Origin of the sequence: Streptomyces wedmorensis, from assembly GCF_000716445.1 — a bacterium.
Classification (GTDB): Bacteria; Actinomycetota; Actinomycetes; order Streptomycetales; family Streptomycetaceae; genus Streptomyces; species Streptomyces wedmorensis.
This window is the reverse complement of sequence record NZ_JNWK01000009.1, coordinates 113,537-138,610: the sequence shown is the minus strand read 5'-3', so window position 1 is coordinate 138,610 and position 25,074 is coordinate 113,537. Positions and strand designations below refer to the sequence as shown.

Sequence of the window (25,074 nt, the reverse complement as noted above, 5' to 3'; positions counted from 1 at the left end):
CCGAAACACGAGAAGGACCCGGAAAGACGACATGAGACGCCCCATGACCTCTCCCCACCCGGCCCCCCGCCTCCCCCGCGCCGCGCGCACGCGCCTCGCCTGGGCCGCGGCCGCACTGCTGGCCGCCGTCTCGCTGACCGGCTGCGGCCAGGAGTCCGCGCCGTCGCACGCCGTCGCCTTGACGGAGTTCAACGAGAACGGCGTCACCGTCCGGCTGAGCGTGGCCGACTGGAAGTCCGGCGCGGGGACCCTGGTCGCCACGTTCACGCCCGACGAAGCCGGCTTCCACCTCTACAGCACCGCGCTCCCCGCCGAGGGCGTCGAGGGGGTGGGGCGGCCGACCGAGGTCCGTGCCGTCGGTTCGGTCGCCACCGCCGGTGAGATGACGGTGGACAAGCCGGTCAAGAGCATCACGGTGCCGGGCGTGCGCGCCGCCGTACCGGTCTACCCCGACGGCCCCGTCACGGTGACGCTGCCGATCCGGGCGACCGATCCGGGCGAGGCGAAGGTGCTGATCGGCTATGCGAGCTGCAGTTCGACCAAGGGGTGTACGATCCCGGTGGCCGACCGGGCGGTGTCCCTGCGCACCGGCGAGCACGGCCTGTCGTTCGGCGCCTCCTGACGGCCCGTCGTCCCTGATCACGGGGTCGGTGACGGCATACGCCACTCCCGGAGGACGTCGTACCGGGAGACCCTCCGGCGGCCCGTCGCCCGGGCCCCGGACCCGAATCCCCGACCGTGGCGCTGGGCGCACGGCTACCCGTTGGAGCGCTGCACCCGTGAACCGAGGGCCCCGAAGACGCCGCGCCGAGCCCGGGGCCCCGCGGTGAGGCGCTCCCTGGCGGGGGTGGCCCTGGCCGTCACCTCCATGGTGGCGCTGTCGTTCCTGATCCCGCTGGGGCTGCTCGTGATGTCGCTCGCCCGCGAGCAGAGCATCACGGCGGCCGAGCAGAGCGCGGCTGCGATGGCGCCGATCCTGGCCCTCACCACGGACGCGGCCGAGCTGCGCGAGGCGGGGGCGGGGCTGCGCGCGGCCGAGCACATGGTCATCCATCTGCCGGACCACAGCACGGTCGGCGGCACGGGGCACGCTCCGCCGGATCTGCTGGGCCGGGCCGAGGAGGAACGCGAGTCCATCTCCCGGGACGTGCCCGGCGGCTGGATCTACCTGCAGCCGGTGATCCTGCCCCAGGACCGGGTCGCGGTGGTGGAGAACTTCGTCCCTGACGACGACCTGACCCGCGGCGTCGTCCTGTCGTGGAGCGTCATGGCCGGTCTGGCGGTCGTCCTGCTCGGCGGCTCCGTCCTGGTCGCCGACCGCCTCGGCTCGGCCGTCGTCACGGCGGCGAAGCGGCTGGCCGAGGCGTCACGCCGGCTCGGCACGGGCAACCTCGACACCCGCGTCCAGCCGAAGGGGCCGCCGGAACTGAAGGAGGCGGGCGCGGCCTTCAACACCATGGCCGACCGCATGACGGACCTGCTCGCCGTCGAACGGGAACTGGTCGCGGACCTGTCCCACCGGCTCCGCACCCCCCTGACCGCCCTGCACCTGGCGGTCGAGCGGATCGCGCCGAGCGCCGACACCGGACGCATCCAGACGGCCGTCGCCGAACTGGAGCGGGAGCTCAACGCGATCATCGCCGAGGCTCGCACGCCGCTCGCCGTCGGCCCGATGGGCCGGGCCCTGCGGGGCGAGGAATCGCCCGACGGGCCGCGGGAGGGCGGGGACCACTGCGAGGTCGCCGACGTCGTCCGTCGGCGCGCGGCCTTCTGGGCCGTGCTCGCGGGTCAGCAGGACCGTCCCTGCACACTGCAGATCACGGACGAGACGACCCCCGTCTGCCTCCCCGAAGCGGACATCACGGCCGTCGTGGACGCGCTCGTGGGCAACGTCTTCCGGTACACCTCCCGGGGCACCGCCCTGGAGGTCTCCGTGTGCCGCACCGCCCACACCGTGGAACTGACCGTTCACGACGCCGGTCCCGGCATCGCCGACCCGGACGGTGCCCTCGCCCGCGGCGGGAGTACGGGCTCGACCGGCCTCGGGCTCGACATCGCCCGTCGCGCGGCCCTCGCCGCCCGGGGCGCCGTCCGCATCACGCGCGGCCCCCTGGGCGGTGCCCGCGTGGCGGTCACGTTCCAGCTGTCGACGGGCACGGCGCCGGGGCGCCCGCGCTCGCGCCGCAGGGGTCGGAGGACGGCCGCGGCCCGGACGGCGCCGGGTGCGGCGGGCGACTGACAGCCCAGGGAGTCCGGCGTCCGAGGTCGACGGCTACCGTCCGGGCGCCTGCCGGCGGGGTGCGAGCCCTGGGCGGTGACACGCTGATCGGACAGGTCTGCTTCACCTGCTCGCCGCCGGAGGGCAAGCTTCGCCGGAGCACGGCAGGATGCCGCCACTCGACAGAAGGCGCACAGTGCCTGCGGTGACGGGAGCACTGCCGATCGCCTCACCGGCTGCCGTCTTGTCAGGTCAGCGTGGGATCCCCCGCTGTACCACCAACAGACGAAGAACCCATGGAACCGGTGAGCAGAACCTCAGGGCGCGTGTGGGGGAACTGCTGGAAGGCGTACGTCGCCGAACAGGTCGGCAGGACGTACTCGGCGAGCACCTCGCCGGTGATCAGGCCGAGTGCACGGCAGAGGCCGCCGCCTCCTGGCCCGCCGTACTCATCGCGGCATTGGTCCTCGCCGCATGCGCCCACCAGGCCGCATGCTCAGCGGCACCCGCGCAAGCACCCTCGCCGTCAACGCCGTACGAGCAGTCCTGTCCGGCTGGTTGAGGCTGACCGGGACGGACGTCCCCGCAGCCCAACCGGACGGACACCTGTGGCTCCCGGCGACCTGTCGCCATCAGCCCCTGGCCATGGCCCTGTTGAACGCTGTCGCCGGCCTCGCCCTGATCCTCGTCCTGCGCAACACAGCCGGTCTGCCCGCCCGCCCGACGTGTGCGGCGGCCGGCACCGCACGCCACTGGTGGACGTACCTGCCGTACGCCGTCGGGCTCACCCTCCGCCGCGCGGTCCAGCCCATGTCAAGCCACGACGTGCGCCCCGACCCGCCGCCGCTCTGCCGCGACCGCACGCACTCAAGGCGCTGTTGCATCGCGCCCATCCCCGCGCCTCCTGACTCCCCGGCAGCACTCCACCCCACCATGCCCTCACGCGCGCCGACGACTTCGGCGTGCCCTCACCGACACCGGAGTGTCTGCTGTGTCTGCCGTACTGACCGTGCCCGCATGCCACGAACACGCGGTACCGAACCCGGCTCCGCCTCTGTACGAGGCGTACGCCCAACCCGCCGACGACGGGTTCGTCGATCCTCTCCGAACAGCCCGGATCGCCTTCGTCGCGACCTCAGGGCGGAGCGCCGCAAGACAGCTCCCCGCCCGGCTGTGGCCGGGCACCGAAAGTGGACACGGCCTGGGAGGACACGCGTGATGAAGGCGGCAGGAAAGGGAACAGCGGTGCTGAAGTCAGGGATCAAGCGGCGCATGGCGCGTACGGGATTCGACATCGTGCGCAGCACCGACAGCCGAGGCGGAGTGGACGATTTCATTCCCTTCGAGGCACCATGCGGGCTGCGCGGGCGGCCGGTCCGCCAGTCGGTGACTACATCGACGAGGTCATGAACAGCACACCCGGCGCCATCCAGTCCACCATCGACCGACTCCGCGCTCTCGGAGTCTTCGCCGCGGATCCGAGCACGGTCCTTGAGACCGGCCGCCATGCCTCGCCAGGCGTGCGTGGACCTCTTCGAGGCCCTCGGCCGCAGCCTGGGAGCCGGCTTCCCGGCCCCCATGGGCTTCGCCTCCACTGAGGTGCTTGTCTTCGGAAAGGGGAGTTGAGGTCCCCGTCCGGCCCGAGGCGATGGCCTCCCGCTCCGCTTCCTCGACCTGCCGCCGGGCCACGAGGCGTCGTGGGGCGTGCGCGAGCAGGGACGACGTCGGGGCGGGCGCCCTCGCTCCTGCGCATGCACGCGGGAGCGAGCGTCTATACGATGAAGGCGCAGGTCTCGCTGTTCTGTCCGATTCGACGGGAGCGAGGGGAACATGGCCGCAGGAGATGCCGCGCCCGCCGGGCGGCCCGTCGGTTTGAAGGCCAACGCCATCGGGTTCGTCGACGCCCTGGTCATCGGGCTCAACGCCACCTCTCCCGCCTATTCCCTGGCGGCCGTGATCGGCCCCGTGGTCGCACTGGTCGGGATCTACGCACCCGGCGTCATGGTCGCCTCCTTCGTGCCGATGCTGCTCATAGCATCGGCGTTCTACTACCTGAACAAGGTCGACCAGGACTGCGGCACGACGTTCTCCTGGGTGACGCGCGCCATGGGCCCGTGGGCCGGCTGGCTCGGCGGATGGGCGATAACGATGACCGGAGTCCTGGTCGTCGGCTCGCTCGCCGACGTGGCCGTCAGCTTCGCGCTGCTCGCCTTCGGCCTGGACGGCTGGGTGGACAACACCTTCGTCCGCCAGCTGCTCACCGTGCTGCTCATCCTCGTGATGACGGCCGTGTGCGTCATCGGCACCGAGCTGTCGGCCAAGGTGCAGAACGTCCTGATCCTGGCCCAGGTCGCCTGTCTGCTGATCTTCGTGGGCGTGGCGCTGTACAGCGTCTACGGCGGCACGAGCAAGTACGACGCGGTGGAACCCTCCCTCAGCTGGCTGAATCCGTTCGGTGCCGGTGGTGCCGCACTCACGGGTGGGCTGCTGCTCGGCGTCTTCATCTACTGGGGCTGGGAGTCGGCGGTCAATCTCACCGAAGAGGTGGAAGACTCCGCGACCGCCCCCGGCAAGGCAGGGCTCTGGTCGACCGTCATCCTCCTGGTGACCTACGTGTCCGTGGGCTTCGCCGTCGTGGCGTACGCCGGTCCCGCCTTCCTCGCAGAGAACGCGGACGAGGAGGAGTTCGTCTTCGCCCAGCTCGCCACGGACGTCCTCGGCGGCTGGGACTGGATCCTGCTGCTCGCCGTCTCCACCTCCGCCATCGCCTCCACCCAGACGACGATCATCCCGGCCTCGCGTACGGCGCTCTCCATGGCCCGCCGCCGGGCGCTGCCCGCCCCGTACGGCCGCATCAACCCGCGCTTCCGGACCCCCGACGTGAGTACGTGGTGGGTCGCCGGCATCGCCATCACCTGGTACCTCACGGTGAGCCAGATCAGCTCCAACGCCCTCTTCGACTCGCTCACCGCGCTCTCGCTGCTCATCGCCTTCTACTACGCGCTCACGGGCATCGCCTGCGTGGTCTACTACCGTCGCCACCTCTTCGCGAGCGTCCACAACTTCCTCTTCATCGGGCTCGGCCCGCTGATCGGTTCCGGACTGCTCACGTGGCTCCTGGTGCGGTCGGTCGCCGACATATCCGATCCGGAGAACTCCTACAGCGGCACCTCGTGGTTCGGCCTCGGCCCGCCACTCGTGATCGGCATCGGCATCGCCCTCGTCGGTGTGGTCGTCATGCTCGTGTGGCGGCTGCGAGCCCCCGCGTTCTGGCGGGAGCGCCCGAGCGTGGCCGACCCCGACCTGGTCCACTCCCACGGCCTCGGCAAGGAGTCCTGAGATGTCGGTCGTCCTGGGCTACGACGAATCCCCCGGCGCGGCCCGGGCGCTGCGCATCGCGGTCGAGGTGGCCGCGGCCTTCCACGAGCGGCTCGTGCTCGTCTACGGGGCAGCGGCCCCCGGCCCGGTCGGCGAGGAGTACGCGTCCCACTACGAGGCCATCCGTCAGACCGGCCGCACCGGTCTGGAGCACGCGGTCACCGAGGCCGATCGGGCGGGCGTACCGACCGTCGTCGAGGTGATCGACGACAAGCCCGCCCATGCCCTCATCGACGCGGCGACCCGCCACGCCGCGCGCGTCATCGTGGTCGGCAGCTGGGCCGAGAGCCCGATGCGCGGGGCGCTCCTGGGCTCGACCCCTCACAAGCTCCTGCACATGTCCACCGTCCCCGTGCTGTGCGTGCCTCCTGAGGAAGGGGGGTGAGGCGCGGCCGCGCGGGACCCGGGGGCGCATGGGTGCCCCGGGCGCTATCTCGTCCCCGTCAGGGTCGCGTAGACCACTGTGTTGGCCTGATAGCCGGTGTCGCTCGCCCAGTCGCCGCCACAGGTGATCAGCCGCAGCTCCGGGCGGCCCGAACTGCCGTAGACCTTGTTGTCGGGGAACCGCTTCTTGGGATGGACCTCCACCGCGTCGACGGTGAAGCGGGCCGTACGGCCGTCGTCGCGATCGATCTCGATGGCGGCGCCCCGGGAGAGGGTGCCGAGCCGGTGGAAGACGGCGGGGCCCAGCGGGGTGTCGACGTGTCCCGCCACGACGGCCGTGCCCGGCGCCCCGGGGGCGGTGCCGTCGGCGTACCAGCCGGCCACGGTGGGGTCCGCCGCCGGCGGGGGGCGCAGTGCTCCGGCGCCGTCCAGCTCGAGGGCGACGAGGGAAGCGTCGATCCCGATGGCCGGAATCCTGATCCGCGCCGCGTCGGAGGCGGGCAGCGGCCGGGGTCCGGAGCGGACCCCGGCGGCCCCGGCGGCGGGCCCTGCGAGCAGCCGTGCGGCCTGCGCCGTCGTCGGTGGCCGCGAGGCCCCGCCGTCCGGTGCGTGCAAGAGCAGGACGACGCCTACGAGGGCCGTCCAGGCGAGTACCCCGACCGAGGGAACGCGCCCGGACGGCGCTCTGCCGGGCTTCGGCCCGGAGCCGTGCTTCATGCGGATCGTGCCTTTGCTGGACGGCGTACCGGATCTCTTCACGGAACCGGAACCGGAGCCGTGGGCGTGGGCGTGGGCTCAGGCGGTGTTCCGGGCGGCGGTGACGCGGCGGCGCGTCCTGATCAGGACGCCCGCGGCGGCGCCGCCGAGGAGCAACGTGCCGAGGGCGTACTGGCTGCCGCTGCCTCCCCCGTCCGCACCTGCGCCTGCGCCTGCGGCCCAGCCGAAGCCCGCTTCCACTGCGCCGACCGGCTGGCCGGAGATCTGGTAGGTGACGGTCTGCTTGATGCGAGGCGGGCACTTGAGGGTCACTGTGTCCGTGCCGGAGACGGCGTCCGACGGAACCGTGAACTTACCCACCAGGACGCCCTTCCGGTCGCCGGGCAGGAGGTGGAACTTCCCGCCCGCCTCCGACTCGCCCTTGCCGTACGTCTCCTTGCCGCAGGCGGTCGTGCTGACGGTGACGGTGGTCCCGGGGGCCGCCTTCCCCGGATTGACCCGGACGTCACCGTCGGGTGCCGCGACGGCGGGGGATGCGGACAGGACGAGGGCGCCCAGGACCAGGGCGAGCTGGGGACCCGTACGTGCGAGACGCATGCTTCTTCTCTCCTTCGGCGGAGCTTTCCTGGCCGGCTGGGCAGCGCGGCGCCTGTGCTGTGCTCCGTGCACGAGAAGAACCCCGACCGGTGAGCACCGCAACGCGAGATTCGCGCGCGCTGTCCCCCGGTCGGGGTCTTGATCTGCCCTGCTGGTGATCATTTCCGCAGGTCGGAGCGGCTCGTTCGGTTCTCGGGATCGGACGGCGTCCTGCGCGCGAACGGGCTAGCCGCAGGGATCACGAGCGTCGTCGGTGCTGCCTGGTCCTGTTCATGGCGAAGACTTCCAGCCCTGCCGTGCCGGCCGCGAGGAAGCGGTCAGTCCCGGCCCAGGATCGCCGTGAGGGCTTGCCGCAACGCCGCTCCGGGATCCGCCGACGCTCCTTCGGACCGCCACGCGACGAACCCGTCGGGGCGGACCAGCACCGCGCCGTCCGGCGTGACGCCGTGCGCCTCCGCCCAGTCCGTGTCGCTCGCGGGGGAGAGCTCCGCGTCGGGCCCGGCGCCGATCCGGTACGAGTCGAGCGGCACCGACAGCTGCCGCGCGACGCGTGTCGCCGCGGCGTGCCAGTCGCCGTCTTCGGAACTCAGGAGTACCAGGGACCGCTCGTACAGATCGAGGGTGGAGACCCGGGTACCGGCGCGGTTCAGCCACATGTGGGGGGCCCGGCTTCCGGGTTCGCCCGTCAGGCGCAGTCCGTCGGACACGACCGGCATCGTCGGGTCGGTGCCCAGGACGGCACCCTGCGGATAACGGTAGCCGAGCACCTCGTTGAGGATGCCGCCCTTCTTCCCCTGGGGGCCGCCGGATCCGGGGCCGGGGGCGTACCCGGGGTGGCTGTGTTCGACCGACCGCGCCGCAGCCCGGGCGCTCGTCGTCTCCGCGACCGGCCGGCGCTCCGCGCCGTAGGAGGCGAGCAGGCCGGGGCCGGCCCAGCCGCCCAGTACGGCCGCGAGCTTCCAGGCGAGGTTGTGCGCGTCCTGGATACCGGTGTTGGAGCCGAACGCCCCGGTGGGCGGCATCTCGTGGGCGGAGTCGCCGACGAGGAACACCCGGCCGTCCACGTACCGTTCGGCGATCCTCTGCGCCGCGTGCCAGGGAGCTCTGTCCGTGATCTCCACATCGAGGTCCGGCACCCCCACGGCCCGCCGGATGTGTTCAATGCACCGCTCGTCGGTGAACTCCTCCAGTGTCTCGCCGTGTTCGGGGTGCCAGGGAGCGTGGAACACCCAGTGCTCCCGGTTGTCGACCGGCAACAGGGCGCCGTCGGCCTCCGGGTTCGTCAGGTAGCAGACGATGAACTTCCGGTCGCCGACGACGTCCGCGAGGCCGCGGGAGACGAAGGTGATGCTCACGTTGTGGAAGAGGTCGCCCGGACCGCTCTGCCCGATGCCGAGTTGCTCGCGAATCGGGCTGCGCGGGCCGTCCGCCGCGACGAGGTAGTCCGCGCGGATGGTGGTGTGTTCACCGGTGCCGCGGCTCTTGACCTGTGCGGTCACCCCTTCGGCGTCCTGCTCGAAGGACATCAGCTCGGTCGCGAACCGCAGGTCTCCGCCGAGCTCCCCGGCGTGCTTCAGCAGCACCGGTTCGAGATCGTTCTGGCTGCACAGACACCACCCGGCGGGGCTGAAGCGGGCGACCCCGCCGCCGGGGTCGATGTTCTTGAACAGCCACTCGCCGGCATCGCCCACCAGGCTCGGCGTCTGCAGGATCCCGTTGTTGACCGCCAGGACCGACGCGGCCTCCTGGATGGGCCGTGTCATTCCGGCGCTGCGGAACAGCTCCATCGTGCGCACGTTGTTGCCGCGGCCACGCGGGTGGATCGAAGTGCCGGCATGGCGCTCGACCAACGTGTGCGGCACTCCGAGACGCCCCAGGAACAGCGAGGTGGACAGGCCCACCAACGAGCCGCCGACGATGAGTACGGGCGTGCGGTGACCGGTTGCTTCCCCGGCCGGGTCGAATCGGTTCATTGCTCGTCTCCGGCGTCGCCTGCGACGCGAGTTGGGGATGGGATGCAGATTCATGCCCTTCGGGGACGGGTTCACGTGCCCGGGGCACCCGGATGACACGCGGTTCACTCGTCCGCTTCACGCGGCTCGCGCGCTGTCGGCGCTCCTGTCAAGGATCGACACATGCCGGCCTCGGCACATCGGCCAGGCAGGTCGTCTCCCCCACCCCCACCGAGAAGAGAAGAGGTGTGCCGGATGGCCCCCTCGGGACGCATCTCGCAGTCTGTGTTCGACGGCTCCAGGCTGCGGGTGATCCTCCTGCTCGACCTGTACGAAGGAGCGCAGCAGCAGTTCCTGGACGCGTACGAACTCATGCGCAAGCAGGTCGCCTCCGTTCCCGGCCACATCAGTGACCAGCTCTGCCAGTCCATCGAGAACCCCTCGCAGTGGCTCATCACCAGCGAGTGGGAGAGCGCCCCGCCGTTCCTCGCGTGGGTGAACAGCGAGGAGCACGTCGAAACCGTCAAGCCGATGCACAGCTGCGTCCGGGACACCCGGTCGATGCGCTACAGCATCCTGCGGGAGACCAGCCCCGGTCAGTCGGCCTCGCGGACCGCGGCATCGGCCGACGTGCAGGTGGAGCCCCGCGTGGGCGACGGTGTGGCACGCCATGCCCTCACCTTCACCGTCAAGCCGGGTTCCGAGTCGAAGGTGGCGGAGATCCTGGCCGGGTACGAGTCGCCCCAGGCCCAGGTCGACGAGACCACACGGCTGCGCCGCACCTCCCTCTTCATGCACGGCAACCGCGTCGTGCGTGCCGTGGAGGTGGAGGGCGACCTGCTCGTGGCGCTGCGGCACGTCGCCCGGCAGCCCCAGGTGCGAGCGGTCGAGGAGGCCATCAACCCGTACCTCGAGCAGGACCGGGACCTGGCCGACCCCGAGTCGGCACGTGTGTTCTTCACCCGGGCCGCGCTGCCGGCCGTCCACCATGTGGTGTCCGACCGGCCTGCTCCGGCCGACCTGCGACGGCACGCGCTGTACTACCCGGCCAAGGAAGGCCAGGGGATGGCGCTCGCCCGGCTGCTCTCCCATCAGGACCGGGCCGCCGCGGACGATCCGGACAGCCCGGTGCACAGCAGCACCGTGTTCCAGCGCGACGACATCGTGGTGCGCCTCGTCGACGTCACGGGCGACCTCGACCTCGATCCCGTCGCCTCCCTCGGGCTCAAGGGCCCTGGGAAAGCCGCGGAGTTGGAACGCCTCCTCGACGGCGCCGCGGTCGGCGTCGAGGGCTCTCTGGAGACGGAGCGCAACATCAACCGGCTTCTGTCGCACGCGGACATGCTGCCCGTCACGGACCGTTCGGCGCACTCCTGACGGCCGGTCGCGGCTCGCACCGCGGTCGGTCCCCAGCACGTCACTGTCACATCTGGAGGTAGCAACCATGCTCAAGCAGCGTCCACGCATCGTGAACCTGAGCGACACGGAACCCAACCGCAGGCGGGGAGGTGACCTGCGGGCCATGCTCACGCCGGCCACCGTGGGTTCCACCAGCGGCTTCATGGGCCTGGCCATCGTGCAGCCCGGCGAGCGCATCGGCGAGCACTACCACCCGTACTCCGAGGAGTTCGTGTACGTGGTCTCGGGCGCGCTGGAGGTGGATCTGGATGGCGACACGTACGCGCTCCAGCCCGATCAGGGCCTCCTGATCCCGATCGACGTACGGCACCGCTTCCGCAACGTGGGCGATGTGGAGGCCCGCATGGTCTTCCATCTGGGCCCGCTCGCCCCCCGGCCGAGCCTCGGCCACGTCGACACGGAGATCACCGACGAGGCCGAGCTCGCCGCCGCGGGCCCGCACCTGACCGTGCACGACCCGGGACGGGTGTCCGAGCGAAGCGGGGCCATCGAGTGACCCGGCGAGTGGCCGTCACCGGCATCGGTGTGGTCGCTCCAGGCGGCACCGGGGCGAAGGCGTTCTGGGACCTGCTTGCCGCCGGCCGTACCGCGACCCGCGGCATCACCCTGTTCGACCCGGTCGGGCTGCGCTCCCGCATAGCCGCCGAGTGCGACTTCGACCCGGCGGACCACGGACTGGATCCGGACCTGAGCCGCCACGCAGACCGGTACATCCAGTTCGCCGTCGTCGCCGCCGGGGAAGCCGTCCGCGACTCCGGACTCGACACCGACGCCGAGGACCCCTGGCGCGTCGCCGTCTCCCTGGGCAGCGCCGTCGGCGGCACCACCCGGCTCGAACACGACTACGTCCTGGTCAGCGAGGGCGGGCGGCGGTGGGACGTGGACCACCGCGCGGCCGGCCCCAAGCTGCACATGGCGTTCTCGCCGAGCACGCTCTCCTCCGTCGTGGCCGAGCAGTTCGGCGCCCGCGGCCCGGTGCAGACGGTCTCCACCGGCTGCACCTCCGGCCTCGACGCCGTGGGCTACGCCTTCCACACCATCGCGGAAGGCCGGGCGGACGTCTGCATCTCAGGTGCGTCGGACTCCCCCATCTCCCCCATCACCATGGCCTGCTTCGACGCCATCAAGGCCACGTCGCCCGACAACGACGACCCGGAGCACGCCTCCCGGCCCTTCGACAACAACCGCAACGGTTTCGTCATGGGAGAAGGCGCGGCCGTCCTCGTCCTGGAGGAGTACGAGCACGCCAGGGCACGAGGTGCGCACATCTACTGCGAGATCGGCGGCTACGCCACCTTCGGCAACGCGTACCACATGACCGGTCTGACCGGCGAGGGGCTGGAGATGTCCCGGGCGATCGACTCCACGCTCGACCAGGCCCGGCTCGACCCCACGCTGATCGACTACGTCAACGCGCACGGCTCGGGCACCCGGCAGAACGACCGGCACGAGACCGCCGCGGTGAAGCGGTCCCTGGGCGCGCACGCCTACGACACCCCCATGAGCTCCATCAAATCCATGGTGGGGCACTCGCTGGGCGCGATCGGTGCGATCGAAGTGGCCGCCTGCGTACTCGCGATGAAGCACCAGGTGGTACCCCCGACGGCGAACTACGAGACCCCCGATCCCGAGTGCGACCTGGACTACGTGCCGCGCACCGCCCGCCCCCGGAAACTCAGGAACGTGCTTTCCGTGGGCAGCGGATTCGGCGGCTTCCAGTCCGCGGTCCTCCTGACGCGATCGGGTGGGAGGACACGATGAGCACTGAGCGCCCACGGCGCGCGGTCGTCACCGGGATCGGCGTGATCGCCCCCAACGGACTGCGCGCCGACGCGTACTGGAAGTCCGTCCGGGAGGGGCTCGGCGTACTGGACCGGATCACCCGTGAGGGATGCGAGGACCTGCCTCTCAAGGTCGCGGGCGAGGTCCGCGGCTTCGACGCCTCCACCCTGATCGAGGACCGTTTCCTCGTCCAGACCGACCGCTTCAGCCACTACACCATGGCCGCGGCCCAACTCGCCCTCGACGACGCCGGCCTCCCCCGGGAGAACCCCGAGGAGCCCTTCGAGATCGGCGTGGTCACCGCGGCCGGGTCAGGAGGCGGCGAGTTCGGCCAGCGAGAGCTGCAGAAGCTCTGGGGCCAGGGATCCAAGTTCGTCGGCCCGTACCAGTCGATCGCCTGGTTCTACGCCGCGAGCACCGGCCAGATCTCCATCCGGAGCGGCCTCAAGGGGCCGTGCGGCGTGGTCGCGAGCGACGAGGCGGGCGGCCTGGACGCCATCGCCCACGCCGCTCGGGGCGTACGACGCGGCACGGGGGCGGTGCTCGTCGGCGCCGCGGAGGCGCCCCTCGCCCCGTACTCGATGGTGTGCCAGCTCGGCTACCCCGAGCTCAGCACCGTCGAGGACCCGGACCGCGCCTACCGGCCCTTCACCGCCGGAGCCTGCGGCTTCGTCCCGGCGGAGGGCGGCGCGATGCTCGTCGTGGAGGACGAGTCCCGCGCCCGCGACCGGGGAGCGGCCGTCCGGGCCGTGGTGGCCGGCCACGGCGCCACTTTCACCGGCGCCTCCCGATGGGAGGAGTCCCGGGAGGGACTCGCCCGCGCCATCCGTGTCGCCCTCGACGAGGCCGGGTGCGCCCCCGAGGAGGTCGACGTCGTCTTCGCCGACGCCCTGGGCGTACCGGAGGCGGACCGTGCCGAGGCGCTGGCGATCGCCGACGCCCTCGGAGCGCACGCCACCCGCGTCCCCGTCACGGCACCGAAGACGGGCATCGGCCGCGCCTACTGCGGAGCGCCCGTCCTGGACACCGCCGCCGCGGTGTTCGCGATGGAGCACGGCGTGGTGCCGCCCACTCCCCACGTGTTCGACATCTGCCACGACCTCGATCTGGTGATGTCCCGCGCTCGGCCCGCCGAGCTGCGCACGGCCCTCGTCCTCAGCCGGGGACTCATGGGATCCAACGCGGCGCTGGTCGTGCGCCGCGGCGACGACTCCGCCTGGTAGGACCGGGCGGGAAGGAGAGCACACATGATCACCACCGCACTGACCTTCGACGAACTCTCCACGCTGATGAAGCAGGCGGCCGGCGTCACCGTCGACGCCCGGGAGCTGGAGAAGGCGCCGGACGCGCCGTTCACCACCCTCGGCCTCGACTCGCTCGGCCTGCTCGGCATCGTCGGCGAGCTGGAGAACCGGTACAGCGTGGCGCTGCCCACCGACGCCGAGCGCTGCAAGACGCCGGCCGAGTTCGTCGGCCTGGTGAACAACGCCCTCAGGACTGGAGTCTGACGTGGCCGGTCACACCGACAACAGCATCACGGTCGACGCCCCGCTCGACCTCGTCTGGGACATCACCAACGACATCGAGAAGTGGCCCGACCTCTTCAGCGAGTACGCCTCCCTGGAAGTCCTCTCCCGCGAGGGCGACTCCACGACCTTCCGCCTGACCATGCACCCGGACGAGTCCGGGAAGGTCTGGAGCTGGGTGTCGGAGCGCACCGTGGACCGCCCCGGGCGGACCGTTCGCGCCCGCCGCGTCGAGACCGGCCCGTTCGACCACATGAACATCCGGTGGGAGTACGAGGAGACCCCGGCCGGCGTCCACATGCGCTGGGTGCAGGACTTCGCGATGAAGCCCGACGCCCCGGTCGACGACGCCTGGATGACCGACAACATCAACCGCAACTCCCGCACGCAGATGGCCCTCATCCGGGACCGCATCGAGCAGGTCGCCCGCGACCGCCGGAGCGCCCCGGTCCTGCCCGGCTGACCGAACCCTGCCGCGGACACCCGCACACCCGCACCCTGGAAGGACGCTCGATGCACCACGCCCTGATCGTCGCCCGCATGGCGCCCGGCTCGGCCCCGGCGATCGCCGACGTGTTCGCCGCCTCCGACCGTGGGGAACTCCCCCACCTGGTCGGCGTCACGCGGCGTCGCCTGTTCCAGTTCGGCGACGTGTACCTGCACCTCATCGAGTCGGACCAGGACCCGGGGCCGGCCATCGCGAAGCTGACCGGACACCCCGAGTTCCGCGACGCCAGCGAGAAGCTGTCGGCGTACGTCAGCGCGTACGACCCCCAGACGTGGCGGAGCCCCAAGGACGCCATGGCGCAGTGCTTCTACAGCTGGGAGCGCGACGCAGGTTCCTGATCCCCGAGGTACGCACGGCAGGGAAACCCGAGGCCGCCCGCCCCGCGAACGACGCGGGGCGGGCGGCCTCGGATGTTCCTCCTTCCTCCCCGTCAGGCGGGCACGGTGCACTCGAACGCATGGAGGTACGCGTTGACCGGGCGGATCTCGCCGATGACGAGCCCCGCGTCCGTCAGCCGGTCGACCATGCTCTGCCGGGTGTGCTTCGCACCGCCGACGTTGAGGAGCAGCAGCAGGTCCATGGCGGTGGTGAACCTCATCGAGGGCGTGTCGTCGACGAGGTTCTCGATCACGACGACCCGGGCGCCGGGGCGCGCCGCCTTGCGGACGTTGGCGAGCGCCCTGCGGGTGCTGTCGTCGTCCCACTCCAGGATGTTCTTGATGATGTACACGTCCGCCCGGATCGGGATGTCCTCGCGGCAGTCGCCGGCCACCACACGGACCCGGGAGCTGAGCGACCCGCCGTCCCGCAGACGCGGGTCGGCGTTCTCGACCACTCCCGGCAGGTCGAGCAGCGCGCCGTTCAGGGAGGGGTGCTTCTCCAGCAGACTCGCCAGGACGTGTCCCTGTCCGCCGCCGATGTCCGCGACGGAGGACACGTCCCCGAGGTCGAGGAGGTCCGCGACGTCCTGTGCCGACTGCTTGCTCGACGTCGTCATGGCCCGGTTGAAGACGTGGGCGGACTCGGGCGCGTCTTCGTTGAGGTACGTGAAGAACTCCCTTTCGTACACGTCCTCGAAGACGTTCCGACCGGAGCGCACCGCCTCGTCGAGCTTCGGCCAGACGTCCCACGTCCACGGTTCGGTGCACCACAGTGCGATGTACCGCAGGCTGTGCGGATCGTCCTCGCGCAGCAGCCGGGACATCTCCGTGTGGGCGAAGGTGCCGTCGGGCTGCTCGGTGAAGACCCCTTGGCAGGACAGCGCGCGCAGCAGGCGACGCAGTGTCCGCGGCTGGGTCTTCACCGCAGCGGCGAGGTCTTCCACGGTCATGGGCGTGTCGCCCAGGGCGTCGGCCACGCCCAGGCGGGCGGCCGCGCGTACGGCGGCGGCGCACGCCGCCCCGAAGACGAGTTCCCTCAACCGCATCGGCGGGGCGGGAGCCGGATCAACCGTTGTCATGTGTTCGCCTTGTCCTTGGTGCGTGCCGTGGGAGATGTGGGGGGACCCGGTGGGTCAGCACATTCCGGCGGGTTCCGAGAGGGTGCAGGTGTTGCGGGTGAAGGTGTTTCCCTGACCGGTGTCCCGGTCGGCCAGATCGGCGGGGCTGTTGCGCATCACCACGTTGTCGCGGATCGCGTTCTGCTCGTTCGGGGCGCCCACGAAGCTCTTGAACAGCACGATGCCGCCCGAGAGCGGCGAGGCGCCCACGTTGCCGACGACCCTGTTCTTCTCCACCACCGTCTCCTCGGCGCCGGTGAGGACGATGCCGGAGCCTTGCAGGAAGGGCAGACGGGGGGTCTTCGGGCAGTACTTGTTGTTGGCGTGGATGTCGTTCCGGCGCAGGGTCATCGCTCCGGCACGCGGCTTGGACTCGTCGCCCACCACGAACACCGCAGCGCAGTTCCCGGTCGCCTCGTTGTGGTCGACGGTCACGTTCCGCAGGCGCCGCACGGTGAGGCCGATCCGGTTGCCGGAAAGGCTGTTGCGGGTGACCCGGGTCCCCTCGGTGTCCGTGGCGCCTGCCTCCGTGTCGGTGGTGTTGGCCAGGAACAGGCCGGCGTCGGCGTTGTTCCGGGCGATGTTGTGGCTGAAGACACCACGCGTGGATCTCTCCTGGGCGATGCCCCACTTCCCGTTCTTCTCGGCGAGCACCTTGCGGACCGTCAGCCGGTCGGTCCGGGAGGCCCACAGGCCGTTGGCGGTGAAGCCCCTGAGCGCGAGCGAGCGCACGGTGACGCCCTCGACGGGGTCGCTGTCCGTCCCGGTCACGCAGATGCCGTGACCGGCTTTGGCGCACGCGTCGGCGGCGGTGGCGTCGCCGGGCACGAGGACGGTGGAAGCGGAGCCCGAGCCGAGCAGGGTCAGGCCCGAGGTGGTGATGCGGACGCTCTCGCGGTAGGTGCCGGGTGCCAGGACGATGGTGTCCCCCGGCTTCGCGGCGTCCACGGCCTTCTGGATCGATTCGCCGGGCTTCACCAGGTGCACCGTCCGGCTCACGGCACTGGGCGCGGCCGCACCCAGCCCCGAGGCAGTGAGGGCCACGGTGCAGGCCAGCAGGGCGATCTGTCGTTTGGTCATGTGCCGAAGCTAAGAGCGCGTATTCCGGCCTGCCACCGGTGATCCCCCAGGCGGACCTAGGCATACCTCCCTGCGGTCCACGCTCCGGCGTGGCGGGCGGGTCCTCACGGGAATCGCCGCTCCTCCGTGGATCATGGGGGGCCGCCGGGGGCACGTCTTCGGTGCGGCGGGCAGCGAAGGGGTTCGGATGCGCAAGTGGTGGCCCTTGGCCGCGATCTGTCTGGGCACGTTCATGCTCCTGCTGGACGTCACGATCGTGACGGTGGCGCTGCCCGCCATGGCGACGGACCTCGGCACCACGCTCTCCGAGCTGGAGTGGGTGGTCGACACGTACGCGCTGGCGCTGGCGTCGCTGCTGCTCGGTGTCGGTTCCCGCGCCGACCGGATCGGCCACAGGAAGGTGTACCTGGTCGGGCTGATCGTCTTCACCGCGGCGTCGGTGGCGTGTGCGGTCGCCCCGAACGCGGGTGTGCTGATCGGCGCCCGCGCGGTGCAGGGGATCGGTGCCGCCGGGATGTTCGGTACGACGATCGCCCTGCTCGGCACGCACTACAGCGGCCGGGAGCGGGGTGTGGCCTTCGCCGTGTGGGGCGCCACCAACTCGGTCGCCGCAGCGGCCGGCCCGGTGGTCGGCGGACTCCTCACCCAGTACCTGGACTGGCGATGGATCTTCTTCGTCAACCTGCCGGTCTGTCTGGCCGCGGTCGTGATGACCCTGCGTTCCGTGCGGGAGGCCAGGGGCCGGGGCCGGCAGCGTGCGGACGTCCTCGGCGCGGTCGCCTTCACGGTGGCGAGCGGCGCCCTCACGTTCGGGCTGATCCGCGCCCATTCCGACGGCTGGACGACACCCCTCACCCTCGGCCTGTTCACCACTGCGGCCGTCGCCCTCGCCCTGTTCGTCGTGGCCGAGACGAGGCACGAGCACCCCGTGCTCGACCTGTCCCTGTTCCGCAGACCGTCGTTCGCCGGCATCATGATCAGCGCCCTGTTCCTGCAAGGAGCCGCGTTCGCCTACTTGTTGTACGAGTCCCTGTGGATGCAGTCCGTCCTGGGGTACGAGCCCGTCGAAGCGGGTCTGTACATCCTGCCCATGTGCGCCTCCGCGTTCCTCGCGTCCGTGCTCGCGGGCCGCTTCGGCCCCTGGCCGCCACGGGCGACCATCGGAGGAGGGCTGGCACTCATCGCCCTGGGCTCCGGCATGCAGGCCACCCTCGACGCGGGTTCCTCGGGCAGCAGCCTCGTGGCGGGACTCGTCGTCGCCGGTCTGGGCGTCGGACTCGTGACACCCAGCCTGTCGGCGGCTGCCCTGGCCACGGTGCCGCCGGAGCGCGGAGGCATGGTGGGCGGTGCGGTCAACACCTTCCGCCAGTTGGGCTTCGCCTTGGGCATCGCCGTGTTCGGCGTCATCTTCCAGTCGCGGATCGAGGGTGTGCTGAAGACCGACGGCGGCATCCCCGACCCGCACGAGGCGGCCGTCGTTCTCAGCGGCGGACACGCCCGGTCGTTCGTCGCCGGCTGGCCGGAGGACGAGCGCGCCGAGATGGCCCACCTGGTGCGCGAGGCGTTCGCGTCCGGCCTGAACGCGGTGCTGGTCGTGGCGGCGGCGCTGGGGGCGGCTGCCTCACTGATCGTCGTCGCGACGGTACGCGTCCCCACGGCCGGCGCCGGCCACCAGCCGGAAGCGGACACGATCCCCGGCGGGCAGGAGACGCGAGCGGACGCCGCCCTGTAACGCCGGGCACCCATGGCGTGAGACGTCGCACCCCGGGTGGCGGATGACGTCGCGGACCTCTGGGACGAGCTCGAGTTCCCCCGCGTGACGTGAACACCGTCCCGAGTCGGTCACCCACAAGGACGGACCGCGTCACTCCTTGGTGGCGGCGGTGATCACTCCGGCCCCAGGACCTCCTACGGTCGGCACAAGCCCAACGGAAGGAGCACCCCGTGCGTCCGGTTCCCAGCCTCCGGCCTCTCTTGGCCGCCGCCGTCCTCGTCTGCGCCACGGTCATGGTCACCGCCACCCCCGCCAACGCCGCCACCTGCCCCCACCGCGACTCGCCGAAGATCCCCGCCGGGGAGGCCGACTGGACCCTGACGTGCCGCCAGGTCGAAGGTCAGTCCGCGCTCTACGTCGACGGATGGGTGGAGGACACCCGGCGCGACACCCTGTGCGCGGTCGTTCGCATCACCCCGGAAGGGCAGAACCACCCGGATGAGGTGCGGGCCTGCGGCTACGGCGAGCGCGTGCAGATCCACGAGTTCTACAAGGGCCGCAGCGCCATCGTGAGGCTCGCCGGCAGCCGGTGACGCCGAGCGCGTCGGCCGGCCAGGTGCTTCACCCCACCCCGCCGGCCGACGCGCTCCACGCCACCTGCCGCGCGCACCCTGCCGTTCGGTCGCCGAGCCCTGCGTGCTGCACCCTGAGCGGGTCGTCATCCACCCGTACGCCGGATCGCTGCCGGCCGGGCTGGGAGCCAGGCCGCTGGGTGTCCGCGAGCCTGACGCAGCGAACAGGACGCTCCTGGCACTCGGTGACACCGTCTGTGAGCTTCCTGTTCCTACGAGTCGGTGACGAATCACGCGGTCGCGCCCTCGCGGGCCGGCAGGCGTGCGCTGTCACACGCGGAGCGCACTCGTCACATCGCTGAGCGGGCGCCTCGCGGATACGCTGGGATTCATGATCGAGTCCGGAGGGCCGCGGCTCCGTCGGAGCTTCGGCTACGGCAGGCTCGTGCGGCTGTCGCCGGTGATTCTGACGGTCGTGATCGCCAGCCTGGCCTACGCCACTCCGCCGGAGATGGCCTTCAGCCGCCTCCTGCCCGCGGCTCCGGCTCTGGCCGCCTCCATGTGGCCGGTCCTCCCGACCGTCCTTCTCGGGACCGTCTGCCTCCTGCTGATGATCGGCCTCAGCCTCGTCTTCCCCGATCTCGGGACGTGGTGGACGTGCGGGGGGATCATCGCGGTCACCGTGGCCGCCGCATACGGAAGCCATGTCCGGCTTCAACGGGAGCGCACGCTCTTTCAGGTACGGCTCGTCGCCGACGCGGCCCAGCAGGTGGTGTTGCGGCCCCTGCCGCACCGATTCCGGAACGTCGAGATCGAATCGCTGTACCTCGCGGCCGCCGCGGAGGCCCGCATCGGAGGGGACTTCTACGAGGTGGTGGACACTCCGTACGGGGTACGGCTGCTCATCGGCGACGTGCGGGGCAAAGGCCTGCCGGCAGTGGGGGCGGCCGCGGCGATCGTCAACGCCTTCCGGGAGGCGGCACACGGCGAGGCCTCCATGGCCGACGTCGCCCGCAGGCTCGACGCCAGCTGTGCCCGACACAATGCCGCCCATCCGCCCGAGGCACCGATGGAACGCTTCGCCACCGCGCTGCTCGTCGAGATCCCGCATCAGGGCAGCCGCATCACCATCGTCAACTGCGGACATCCCCCGCCCTTGATCCACAGCCTGAAGAGCGTGCGCGTTCTCGAGCCGTCCGTCCCCTCGCCCCTGCTCAGCCTCGCCGAATTGATCGGCGACCAGTACCGTACGGACGCCTTCGACTTCTCCCCCGGCGAACTCCTCCTCCTCTATACGGACGGGATCGCCGAGACCCGCGCCCGGGACGGCGAGTTCTTCCCGTTGACGGCGTGGATGCGTCGACAGCCCCCCACACCTCCCCGTGATCTGCTCACGGCCCTGCACCACGACCTCCTCCGCCACAGCAGAGGCAGCCTCGACGACGACATCGCCGCCTTGGCCGTACGCCTGCACGCGCCATGAGTCGGCAGGCCCGCGGGAACTCCTCCGCCCACGGCGGGCGGCGCGTGGCCGTCAAGGCGCGGGCAAGGCCTGTTCCGCCCAGATCGTCTTGCCCGTCGGCATGTAACGCGTACCCCAGTGCTCGGTGAGCTGGGCGACCATGAACAGTCCGCGTCCGCCCTCCTCGTCGTTGCCGGCGTAACGGGCATGCGGTGAGGTGTGCTGCGAGTCGGAGACCTCGCAGATGAGAGAACGGTCCCGGATCAGGCGCAGACCGATCGGGCCGGAGGCGTGACGGATCGCGTTGGTGACCAGTTCGCTGACCACCAGTTCCGTGGTGAAGGCCAGATCGTCCAGTCCCCACCGCCCGAGCTGTTCCGCGGCCATCGCACGGGCGCGTGCGACGAGCGCGGGGTCCGAGGGCAGCTCCCAGGCCGCCACCTGGCGTGCGTCCAACGCACGGGTGCGCACGACAAGGAGTGTCGCGTCGTCCCGCACTTCGTCCGACGCCAGCTCCGCGACGATCCGGGCGCACAACAGGTCGGACGACGACCCCCGCTGCTCCTCGAGTACAGCCGCCAAGCGGCCCAGCCCCACGTCGACGCCTTGCCCCCGGGCCTCCACGAGGCCGTCGGTGAACAGGACGACCAGGCTTCCCGCGGGGAGCGCCACTTCCGCGCCCTCGTACGGAAGCCGTCCCACGCCCAGAGGAGGCCCCGGTGGCAGACCAAGGAAGCCGACGGGGCCGTGCGGCTGCACCACAGCCGGCGGCAGGTGTCCCGCGGCCGCCCAGGTGCTCGTCCCGGAAGCCGGATCGTAGATCCCGTAGACGCACGTCGCTCCGACTGCCCCACTGCCGTCCGAGCCCTTCACGTTCTGGTCCGACGCGTCCTTGCCGACTTGATCGTTCAGCCGGGCCAGGAGTTCGTCGGGCGCGAGGTCCAGCTCGGCCAGGGTGCGCACCATCGCGCGCAAGCGCCCCATGGTGGCAGCGGCTCCCAGCCCGTGGCCGACGACGTCCCCCACGACGAGTCCGACACGTGCGCCGGACAGCGGAATGACGTCGAACCAGTCGCCGCCGGCGCCGAGGTGGCTGTCGGCGGGCAGATAGCGGCTCGCCGCCTCGACCGCGCTCAGTTCGGGCAGCGACCGTGGCAGCAGACTGCGCTGGAGCATGAACGCGGCGGTGCGCTCCCGTCGGTACCGCCGGGCGTTGTCGATGCACACGGCGGTCCGCGACGCCAGCTCCTCCGCCACGGCCCGATCGCCGTCGTCGAAGGGTTCCGAGTCCTCGCCCCGCACGAAGGTGACAAGGCCCAATGGCGTCCCCCGCACGATCAGCGGGACGTACAGTCGTGTCGGCGCGACCACGGCGTCCGAGGTCACACGGCCCCCGGCCAGGCTCTCGGCCTGCGACGATCCGGCGGCGTACGCGACCCGCTCCCCCACCCGGGAGGGTTCTCCGTCGGAATCGGCCACGCGCACCAGGTCCCATGCCGTGACGGGCTTCGGTTCCTCTCCCTCGAGCACCTCTGCCGCCACGTCGACCAGTACGGCGTCGGCGTACTGCGGCACGGCGATCTTGGCGAGCTCCGCTGCCGTTCCGGACGGGTCGAGCGTCGCCCCGATCCGTGCACCGGCCTCCGCGAGGAGCGCCAGGCGCTGCTGAGCACGGTAGTGGTCGGTGACGTCAATGGACTGTTCGCACACGCCCACCGGCTCTCCCCGGCCGTCCAGCAGTCGGAAGTAGGACGAGGACCAGACGCGCTCACGCCGTGGGTCGGCCGGGGCGCGCCCCCGGAAATGCACGTCGATGACCGGCTCACCGGTCTCGAGGATCTGTTGGACGAAGTCCTCGGGCGGCGCCAGATGCTGGGTGGTGAGGACATCGCCGGGAAAGAGTTCGGTCATGGAGCGGCCCAGCGATGCCGTGAGGTCGCCGCCGAGCTCCCGGACACTGGACGCGTTGGCCCACAGGAGGCGCGCGCCGGGGCCGTAGATGGTCAGTGTCACCGGCGACTGGGTCACGAGCCCCTGCAGCATCGCCTGTCGGGTCTCCCACCAGCGAAGCCCCTCCAGCTCGGCCGCCATGAGGACGGCGGAGGGGGCCCGGCCGGTGGGGTCCCCGTCGGGGGCGGGGGTGAGGGGACGCAGAGTCACTGCCGCGCGCACGGTGTGTCCGCTGCGGTGGCGCACGTCCACGACGGCACTGCGTGTCCCACCGAACCGCAGCCGCTGATCCGGCCGCCGCTCTTCCGATCCGTCGCGATCGGCGTGCGGGGTCACGAGCAGGTCCGCCGCCCGGCGTCCCAGTACCTCCGAAGCGGGATATCCCAGCAGGGCCTCGGCCTCACGACTCCACCCGACGAGCACTCCGTCTGCGGCGAGCAGGGCGAAAGCGGCCGGGGGCGGACCCAGGTGCCCACCTTCGTCCACCCCGGCGGGAGGAGTGAAAGGTAGCCCTTCCATGGTCCCATCATCCTTCCGAGCGGTCGCGATCGCAGTGCGCTCGGTCCGGTCCGGACGGCCGCCGCACAGCGCGGGCGGGGGGCGCGTCCCGCAGTGCTTTCGCTCCTGGGTTCCGGTGGCACGGGGCGTGGCAGCGTTGCGAACGCTCTCGCGCTGAGGGCAGGGCTTCGCCCTCCCGATCCCGCCCCGCCCCGTCCATCCCCTGGACGACATCGGGCTCCGGGGCGAGTCCGTCGACCCGTCGAGCGGAACACGGCAGCCGGAACGCATCCGGACACTCCCTCCGGATCTCGCGGGGGACCCGACCGCGGTCGGCTTGCGGGGCGTCGGCGACGGTCGCATAGTCCGAGGTATGGACGCGCGTGAGGCGGCGCTCCGGCAGGCGTACGACCATGCTGTCCGGTGGCTGGCGAGCCTGCCCGACCGCCGGATTCCCGCCCGCGCTTCGGTCGACGAGATCGTGAGCGCGCTCGGTGTCGAACTGCCTGCCGGCCCCAGCACGCCCGCCGACGTCGTCGACCTGCTGGCCACTGCCTGTGAGCCGGGGCTCACCGCGTTCCCCAGCGGCCGCTTCTACGGGTTCGTCGTGGGCGGCACCGAGCCGGCCGCGCTGGCTGCTGACTGGCTGGTCAGCGCCTGGGACCAGAATTGTGTGATGCGCACCGTCTCGCCCGCGTACGCGGCGACGGAGGAGATCGCCGGCGCCTGGTTGCTCGATCTGCTCGGCCTGCCGAGGGACAGCTCCGTAGGCTTCACCACGGGTGCGACGATGGCGAACTTCACCTGCCTCGCCGCCGGGCGGGACACGGTGCTGCGCCGCACCGGCTGGAACGTCGCCCGCGACGGCCTCACGGGTGGTCCGCACGTGCGTGTCGTCGCCGGCGAGTCCCGGCACATGGCCATCGACCTGGCCTTGCGCTACCTCGGGCTCGGTCGGCCCGACCTGGTGGCGGCGGACGGTCAAGGACGCATCGAACCCGAGGCCCTGCGCAGGGCGCTGACAGAAGGCGGACAGAGCCCCACGATCGTGATCCTCCAGGCCGGCGACATCCATTCCGGCGCCTTCGATCCCTTCGCCGCGAGCATCCGTGCGGCGCGCGAGGCGGACGCCTGGGTCCACGTCGACGGCGCGTTCGGACTTTGGGCAGCCGCCTCGCCACGCCGCGCCCACCTGACGGCGGGCTGCGCGGACGCGGACTCCTGGGCGACGGATGCCCACAAGACGTTGAACGTCCCCTACGACTGCGGACTCGCGATCGTGCGCGACGCGTCCGCGGTCCGGGCGGCGATGGGCCAGCGTGGCGACTACCTCATCCACCACGAACAAGGCGACCCCATCGACAAGGTGCCCGAACTCTCGCGGCGTGGCAGAGCGTTCACCGTGTGGGCCGCCCTCAGGTCCCTCGGCCGATCAGGAGTCTCCGACCTCGTCGAGCGGCTGTGTCGCCACGCCTCCGCGTTCGCCGCCGGCATCGCCGAGATCGACGGCGCGACCGTTCTCAACGAGGTCGCGTTCACTCAGGTCTGCGCCGAGTTCGGCAGCGACGGACGCACCGACCGGGTACTCTCCCGGCTCCTCGACGACGGCACGGCGTGGATCAGCGGTTCCACCTGGCACGGCAGACGCGTCATGCGGATCTCGGTGAGCAACTGGTCGACCACCGACGACGACGTAGCGCGCACACTCGACGCGATCCGGCGCGCGGCCGCCGGGGCCTGACGACGGTCGAACCGCCCCCGCGCACCCCTGCACCAGGAGTGGTGCGAGCTGGTGGATGCACAGGGGGACGCCGCCACT

At 71.4% G+C, this 25,074-nt stretch carries 21 protein-coding genes; 15 read left to right on the top strand and 6 right to left on the bottom strand.

Annotated features, from left to right (window positions below; translation table 11 throughout):
* Nucleotides 1-43 precede the first annotated feature (43 nt).
* From OO54_RS10115 to OO54_RS10095, 4 genes are all read left to right on the top strand, one after another.
* Nucleotides 44-622 carry a protein-disulfide reductase DsbD family protein gene (locus OO54_RS10115; RefSeq protein ID WP_033202507.1) on the top strand — a complete coding sequence of 193 codons (579 nt, stop codon included), beginning with the start codon at nt 44-46 and terminating at the stop codon, nt 620-622.
* A 204-nt stretch (nt 623-826) separates the two neighbouring features.
* Nucleotides 827-2,239 carry a HAMP domain-containing sensor histidine kinase gene (locus OO54_RS10110; protein WP_033202506.1) on the top strand — a complete coding sequence of 471 codons (1,413 nt, stop codon included), beginning with the start codon at nt 827-829 and terminating at the stop codon, nt 2,237-2,239.
* Nucleotides 2,240-4,048: 1,809 nt separating this feature from the next.
* A complete protein-coding gene (locus OO54_RS10100; RefSeq protein WP_033202504.1) occupies nt 4,049-5,557 on the top strand; it encodes an APC family permease in 1,509 nt (502 codons plus the stop codon).
* Between the two features lies 1 nt (nt 5,558).
* Nucleotides 5,559-5,981 (top strand): universal stress protein, encoded by a 423-nt coding sequence (locus tag OO54_RS10095; protein ID WP_017237468.1) that lies wholly within the window; start codon nt 5,559-5,561, stop codon nt 5,979-5,981.
* Between the two features lie 44 nt (nt 5,982-6,025).
* Here the strand turns inward: OO54_RS10095 and OO54_RS10090 are convergent, their stop codons facing one another.
* From OO54_RS10090 to OO54_RS10080, 3 genes are all read right to left on the bottom strand, one after another.
* Nucleotides 6,026-6,697 carry a class F sortase gene (locus OO54_RS10090; RefSeq protein WP_033202503.1) on the bottom strand — a complete coding sequence of 224 codons (672 nt, stop codon included), beginning with the start codon at nt 6,695-6,697 and terminating at the stop codon, nt 6,026-6,028.
* A gap of 78 nt (nt 6,698-6,775) precedes the next feature.
* Nucleotides 6,776-7,294 carry a hypothetical protein gene (locus OO54_RS10085; RefSeq protein ID WP_033202502.1) on the bottom strand — a complete coding sequence of 173 codons (519 nt, stop codon included), beginning with the start codon at nt 7,292-7,294 and terminating at the stop codon, nt 6,776-6,778.
* Nucleotides 7,295-7,611: 317 nt separating this feature from the next.
* The gene (locus OO54_RS10080; RefSeq protein WP_033202501.1) at nt 7,612-9,267 is read right to left on the bottom strand and encodes an FAD-dependent oxidoreductase; all 1,656 of its coding nucleotides are present in this window, start codon (nt 9,265-9,267) and stop codon (nt 7,612-7,614) included.
* 234 nt (nt 9,268-9,501) lie between these two features.
* On the opposite strand from OO54_RS10080, the gene OO54_RS10075 reads away from it, so the two are divergent.
* From OO54_RS10075 to OO54_RS10045, 7 genes are all read left to right on the top strand, one after another.
* On the top strand, nt 9,502-10,623 hold the full coding sequence (locus OO54_RS10075) for a SchA/CurD-like domain-containing protein (RefSeq protein WP_033202500.1): 1,122 nt from the start codon (nt 9,502-9,504) through the stop codon (nt 10,621-10,623).
* 67 nt (nt 10,624-10,690) lie between these two features.
* A complete protein-coding gene (locus tag OO54_RS10070; RefSeq protein WP_033202499.1) occupies nt 10,691-11,161 on the top strand; it encodes a cupin domain-containing protein in 471 nt (156 codons plus the stop codon).
* Nucleotides 11,158-12,426, top strand: a complete 1,269-nt coding sequence (locus OO54_RS10065) for a beta-ketoacyl-[acyl-carrier-protein] synthase family protein (RefSeq protein ID WP_033202498.1) — start codon at nt 11,158-11,160, stop codon at nt 12,424-12,426. Before OO54_RS10070 ends, OO54_RS10065 begins: the two co-directional genes overlap by 4 nt.
* The gene (locus tag OO54_RS10060) at nt 12,423-13,670 is read left to right on the top strand and encodes a ketosynthase chain-length factor (protein WP_033202497.1); all 1,248 of its coding nucleotides are present in this window, start codon (nt 12,423-12,425) and stop codon (nt 13,668-13,670) included. The genes OO54_RS10065 and OO54_RS10060 overlap by 4 nt, the downstream gene beginning before the upstream one ends.
* A 24-nt stretch (nt 13,671-13,694) precedes the next feature.
* Complete coding sequence (locus OO54_RS10055; RefSeq protein ID WP_017237475.1) at nt 13,695-13,955, top strand: phosphopantetheine-binding protein; 261 nt, start codon at nt 13,695-13,697, stop codon at nt 13,953-13,955.
* A gap of 1 nt (nt 13,956) precedes the next feature.
* Entirely contained in the window at nt 13,957-14,436 is a 480-nt protein-coding gene (locus tag OO54_RS10050; RefSeq protein ID WP_033202496.1) for an SRPBCC family protein, read from the top strand.
* Nucleotides 14,437-14,486: 50 nt separating this feature from the next.
* A complete protein-coding gene (locus OO54_RS10045; protein ID WP_017237477.1) occupies nt 14,487-14,819 on the top strand; it encodes a TcmI family type II polyketide cyclase in 333 nt (110 codons plus the stop codon).
* A 92-nt stretch (nt 14,820-14,911) separates the two neighbouring features.
* Here the strand turns inward: OO54_RS10045 and OO54_RS10040 are convergent, their stop codons facing one another.
* Together OO54_RS10040 and OO54_RS10035 are read right to left on the bottom strand one after the other, a co-directional pair.
* Nucleotides 14,912-15,940 (bottom strand): methyltransferase, encoded by a 1,029-nt coding sequence (locus OO54_RS10040; RefSeq protein WP_033202495.1) that lies wholly within the window; start codon nt 15,938-15,940, stop codon nt 14,912-14,914.
* Between the two features lie 54 nt (nt 15,941-15,994).
* Nucleotides 15,995-17,059: a right-handed parallel beta-helix repeat-containing protein gene (locus OO54_RS10035; RefSeq protein ID WP_033202494.1), complete on the bottom strand. Its 1,065-nt coding sequence runs from the start codon at nt 17,057-17,059 to the stop codon at nt 15,995-15,997.
* A gap of 187 nt (nt 17,060-17,246) precedes the next feature.
* On the opposite strand from OO54_RS10035, the gene OO54_RS10030 reads away from it, so the two are divergent.
* From OO54_RS10030 to OO54_RS10020, 3 genes are all read left to right on the top strand, one after another.
* Nucleotides 17,247-18,791 (top strand): MFS transporter, encoded by a 1,545-nt coding sequence (locus OO54_RS10030; RefSeq protein ID WP_033202493.1) that lies wholly within the window; start codon nt 17,247-17,249, stop codon nt 18,789-18,791.
* Nucleotides 18,792-19,003: 212 nt separating this feature from the next.
* Nucleotides 19,004-19,366 (top strand): hypothetical protein, encoded by a 363-nt coding sequence (locus tag OO54_RS10025; RefSeq protein ID WP_033202492.1) that lies wholly within the window; start codon nt 19,004-19,006, stop codon nt 19,364-19,366.
* 370 nt (nt 19,367-19,736) lie between these two features.
* Complete coding sequence (locus OO54_RS10020; RefSeq protein ID WP_051786823.1) at nt 19,737-20,828, top strand: PP2C family protein-serine/threonine phosphatase; 1,092 nt, start codon at nt 19,737-19,739, stop codon at nt 20,826-20,828.
* A gap of 51 nt (nt 20,829-20,879) precedes the next feature.
* On the opposite strand, the gene OO54_RS10015 is transcribed toward OO54_RS10020, so the two are convergent.
* Entirely contained in the window at nt 20,880-23,276 is a 2,397-nt protein-coding gene (locus OO54_RS10015; protein ID WP_200146760.1) for a SpoIIE family protein phosphatase, read from the bottom strand.
* A 352-nt stretch (nt 23,277-23,628) separates the two neighbouring features.
* Here OO54_RS10015 and OO54_RS10010 point away from each other — a divergent pair, with 352 nt between their 5' ends.
* On the top strand, nt 23,629-24,996 hold the full coding sequence (locus tag OO54_RS10010) for a pyridoxal phosphate-dependent decarboxylase family protein (protein WP_033202490.1): 1,368 nt from the start codon (nt 23,629-23,631) through the stop codon (nt 24,994-24,996).
* Nucleotides 24,997-25,074: the final 78 nt, after the last annotated feature.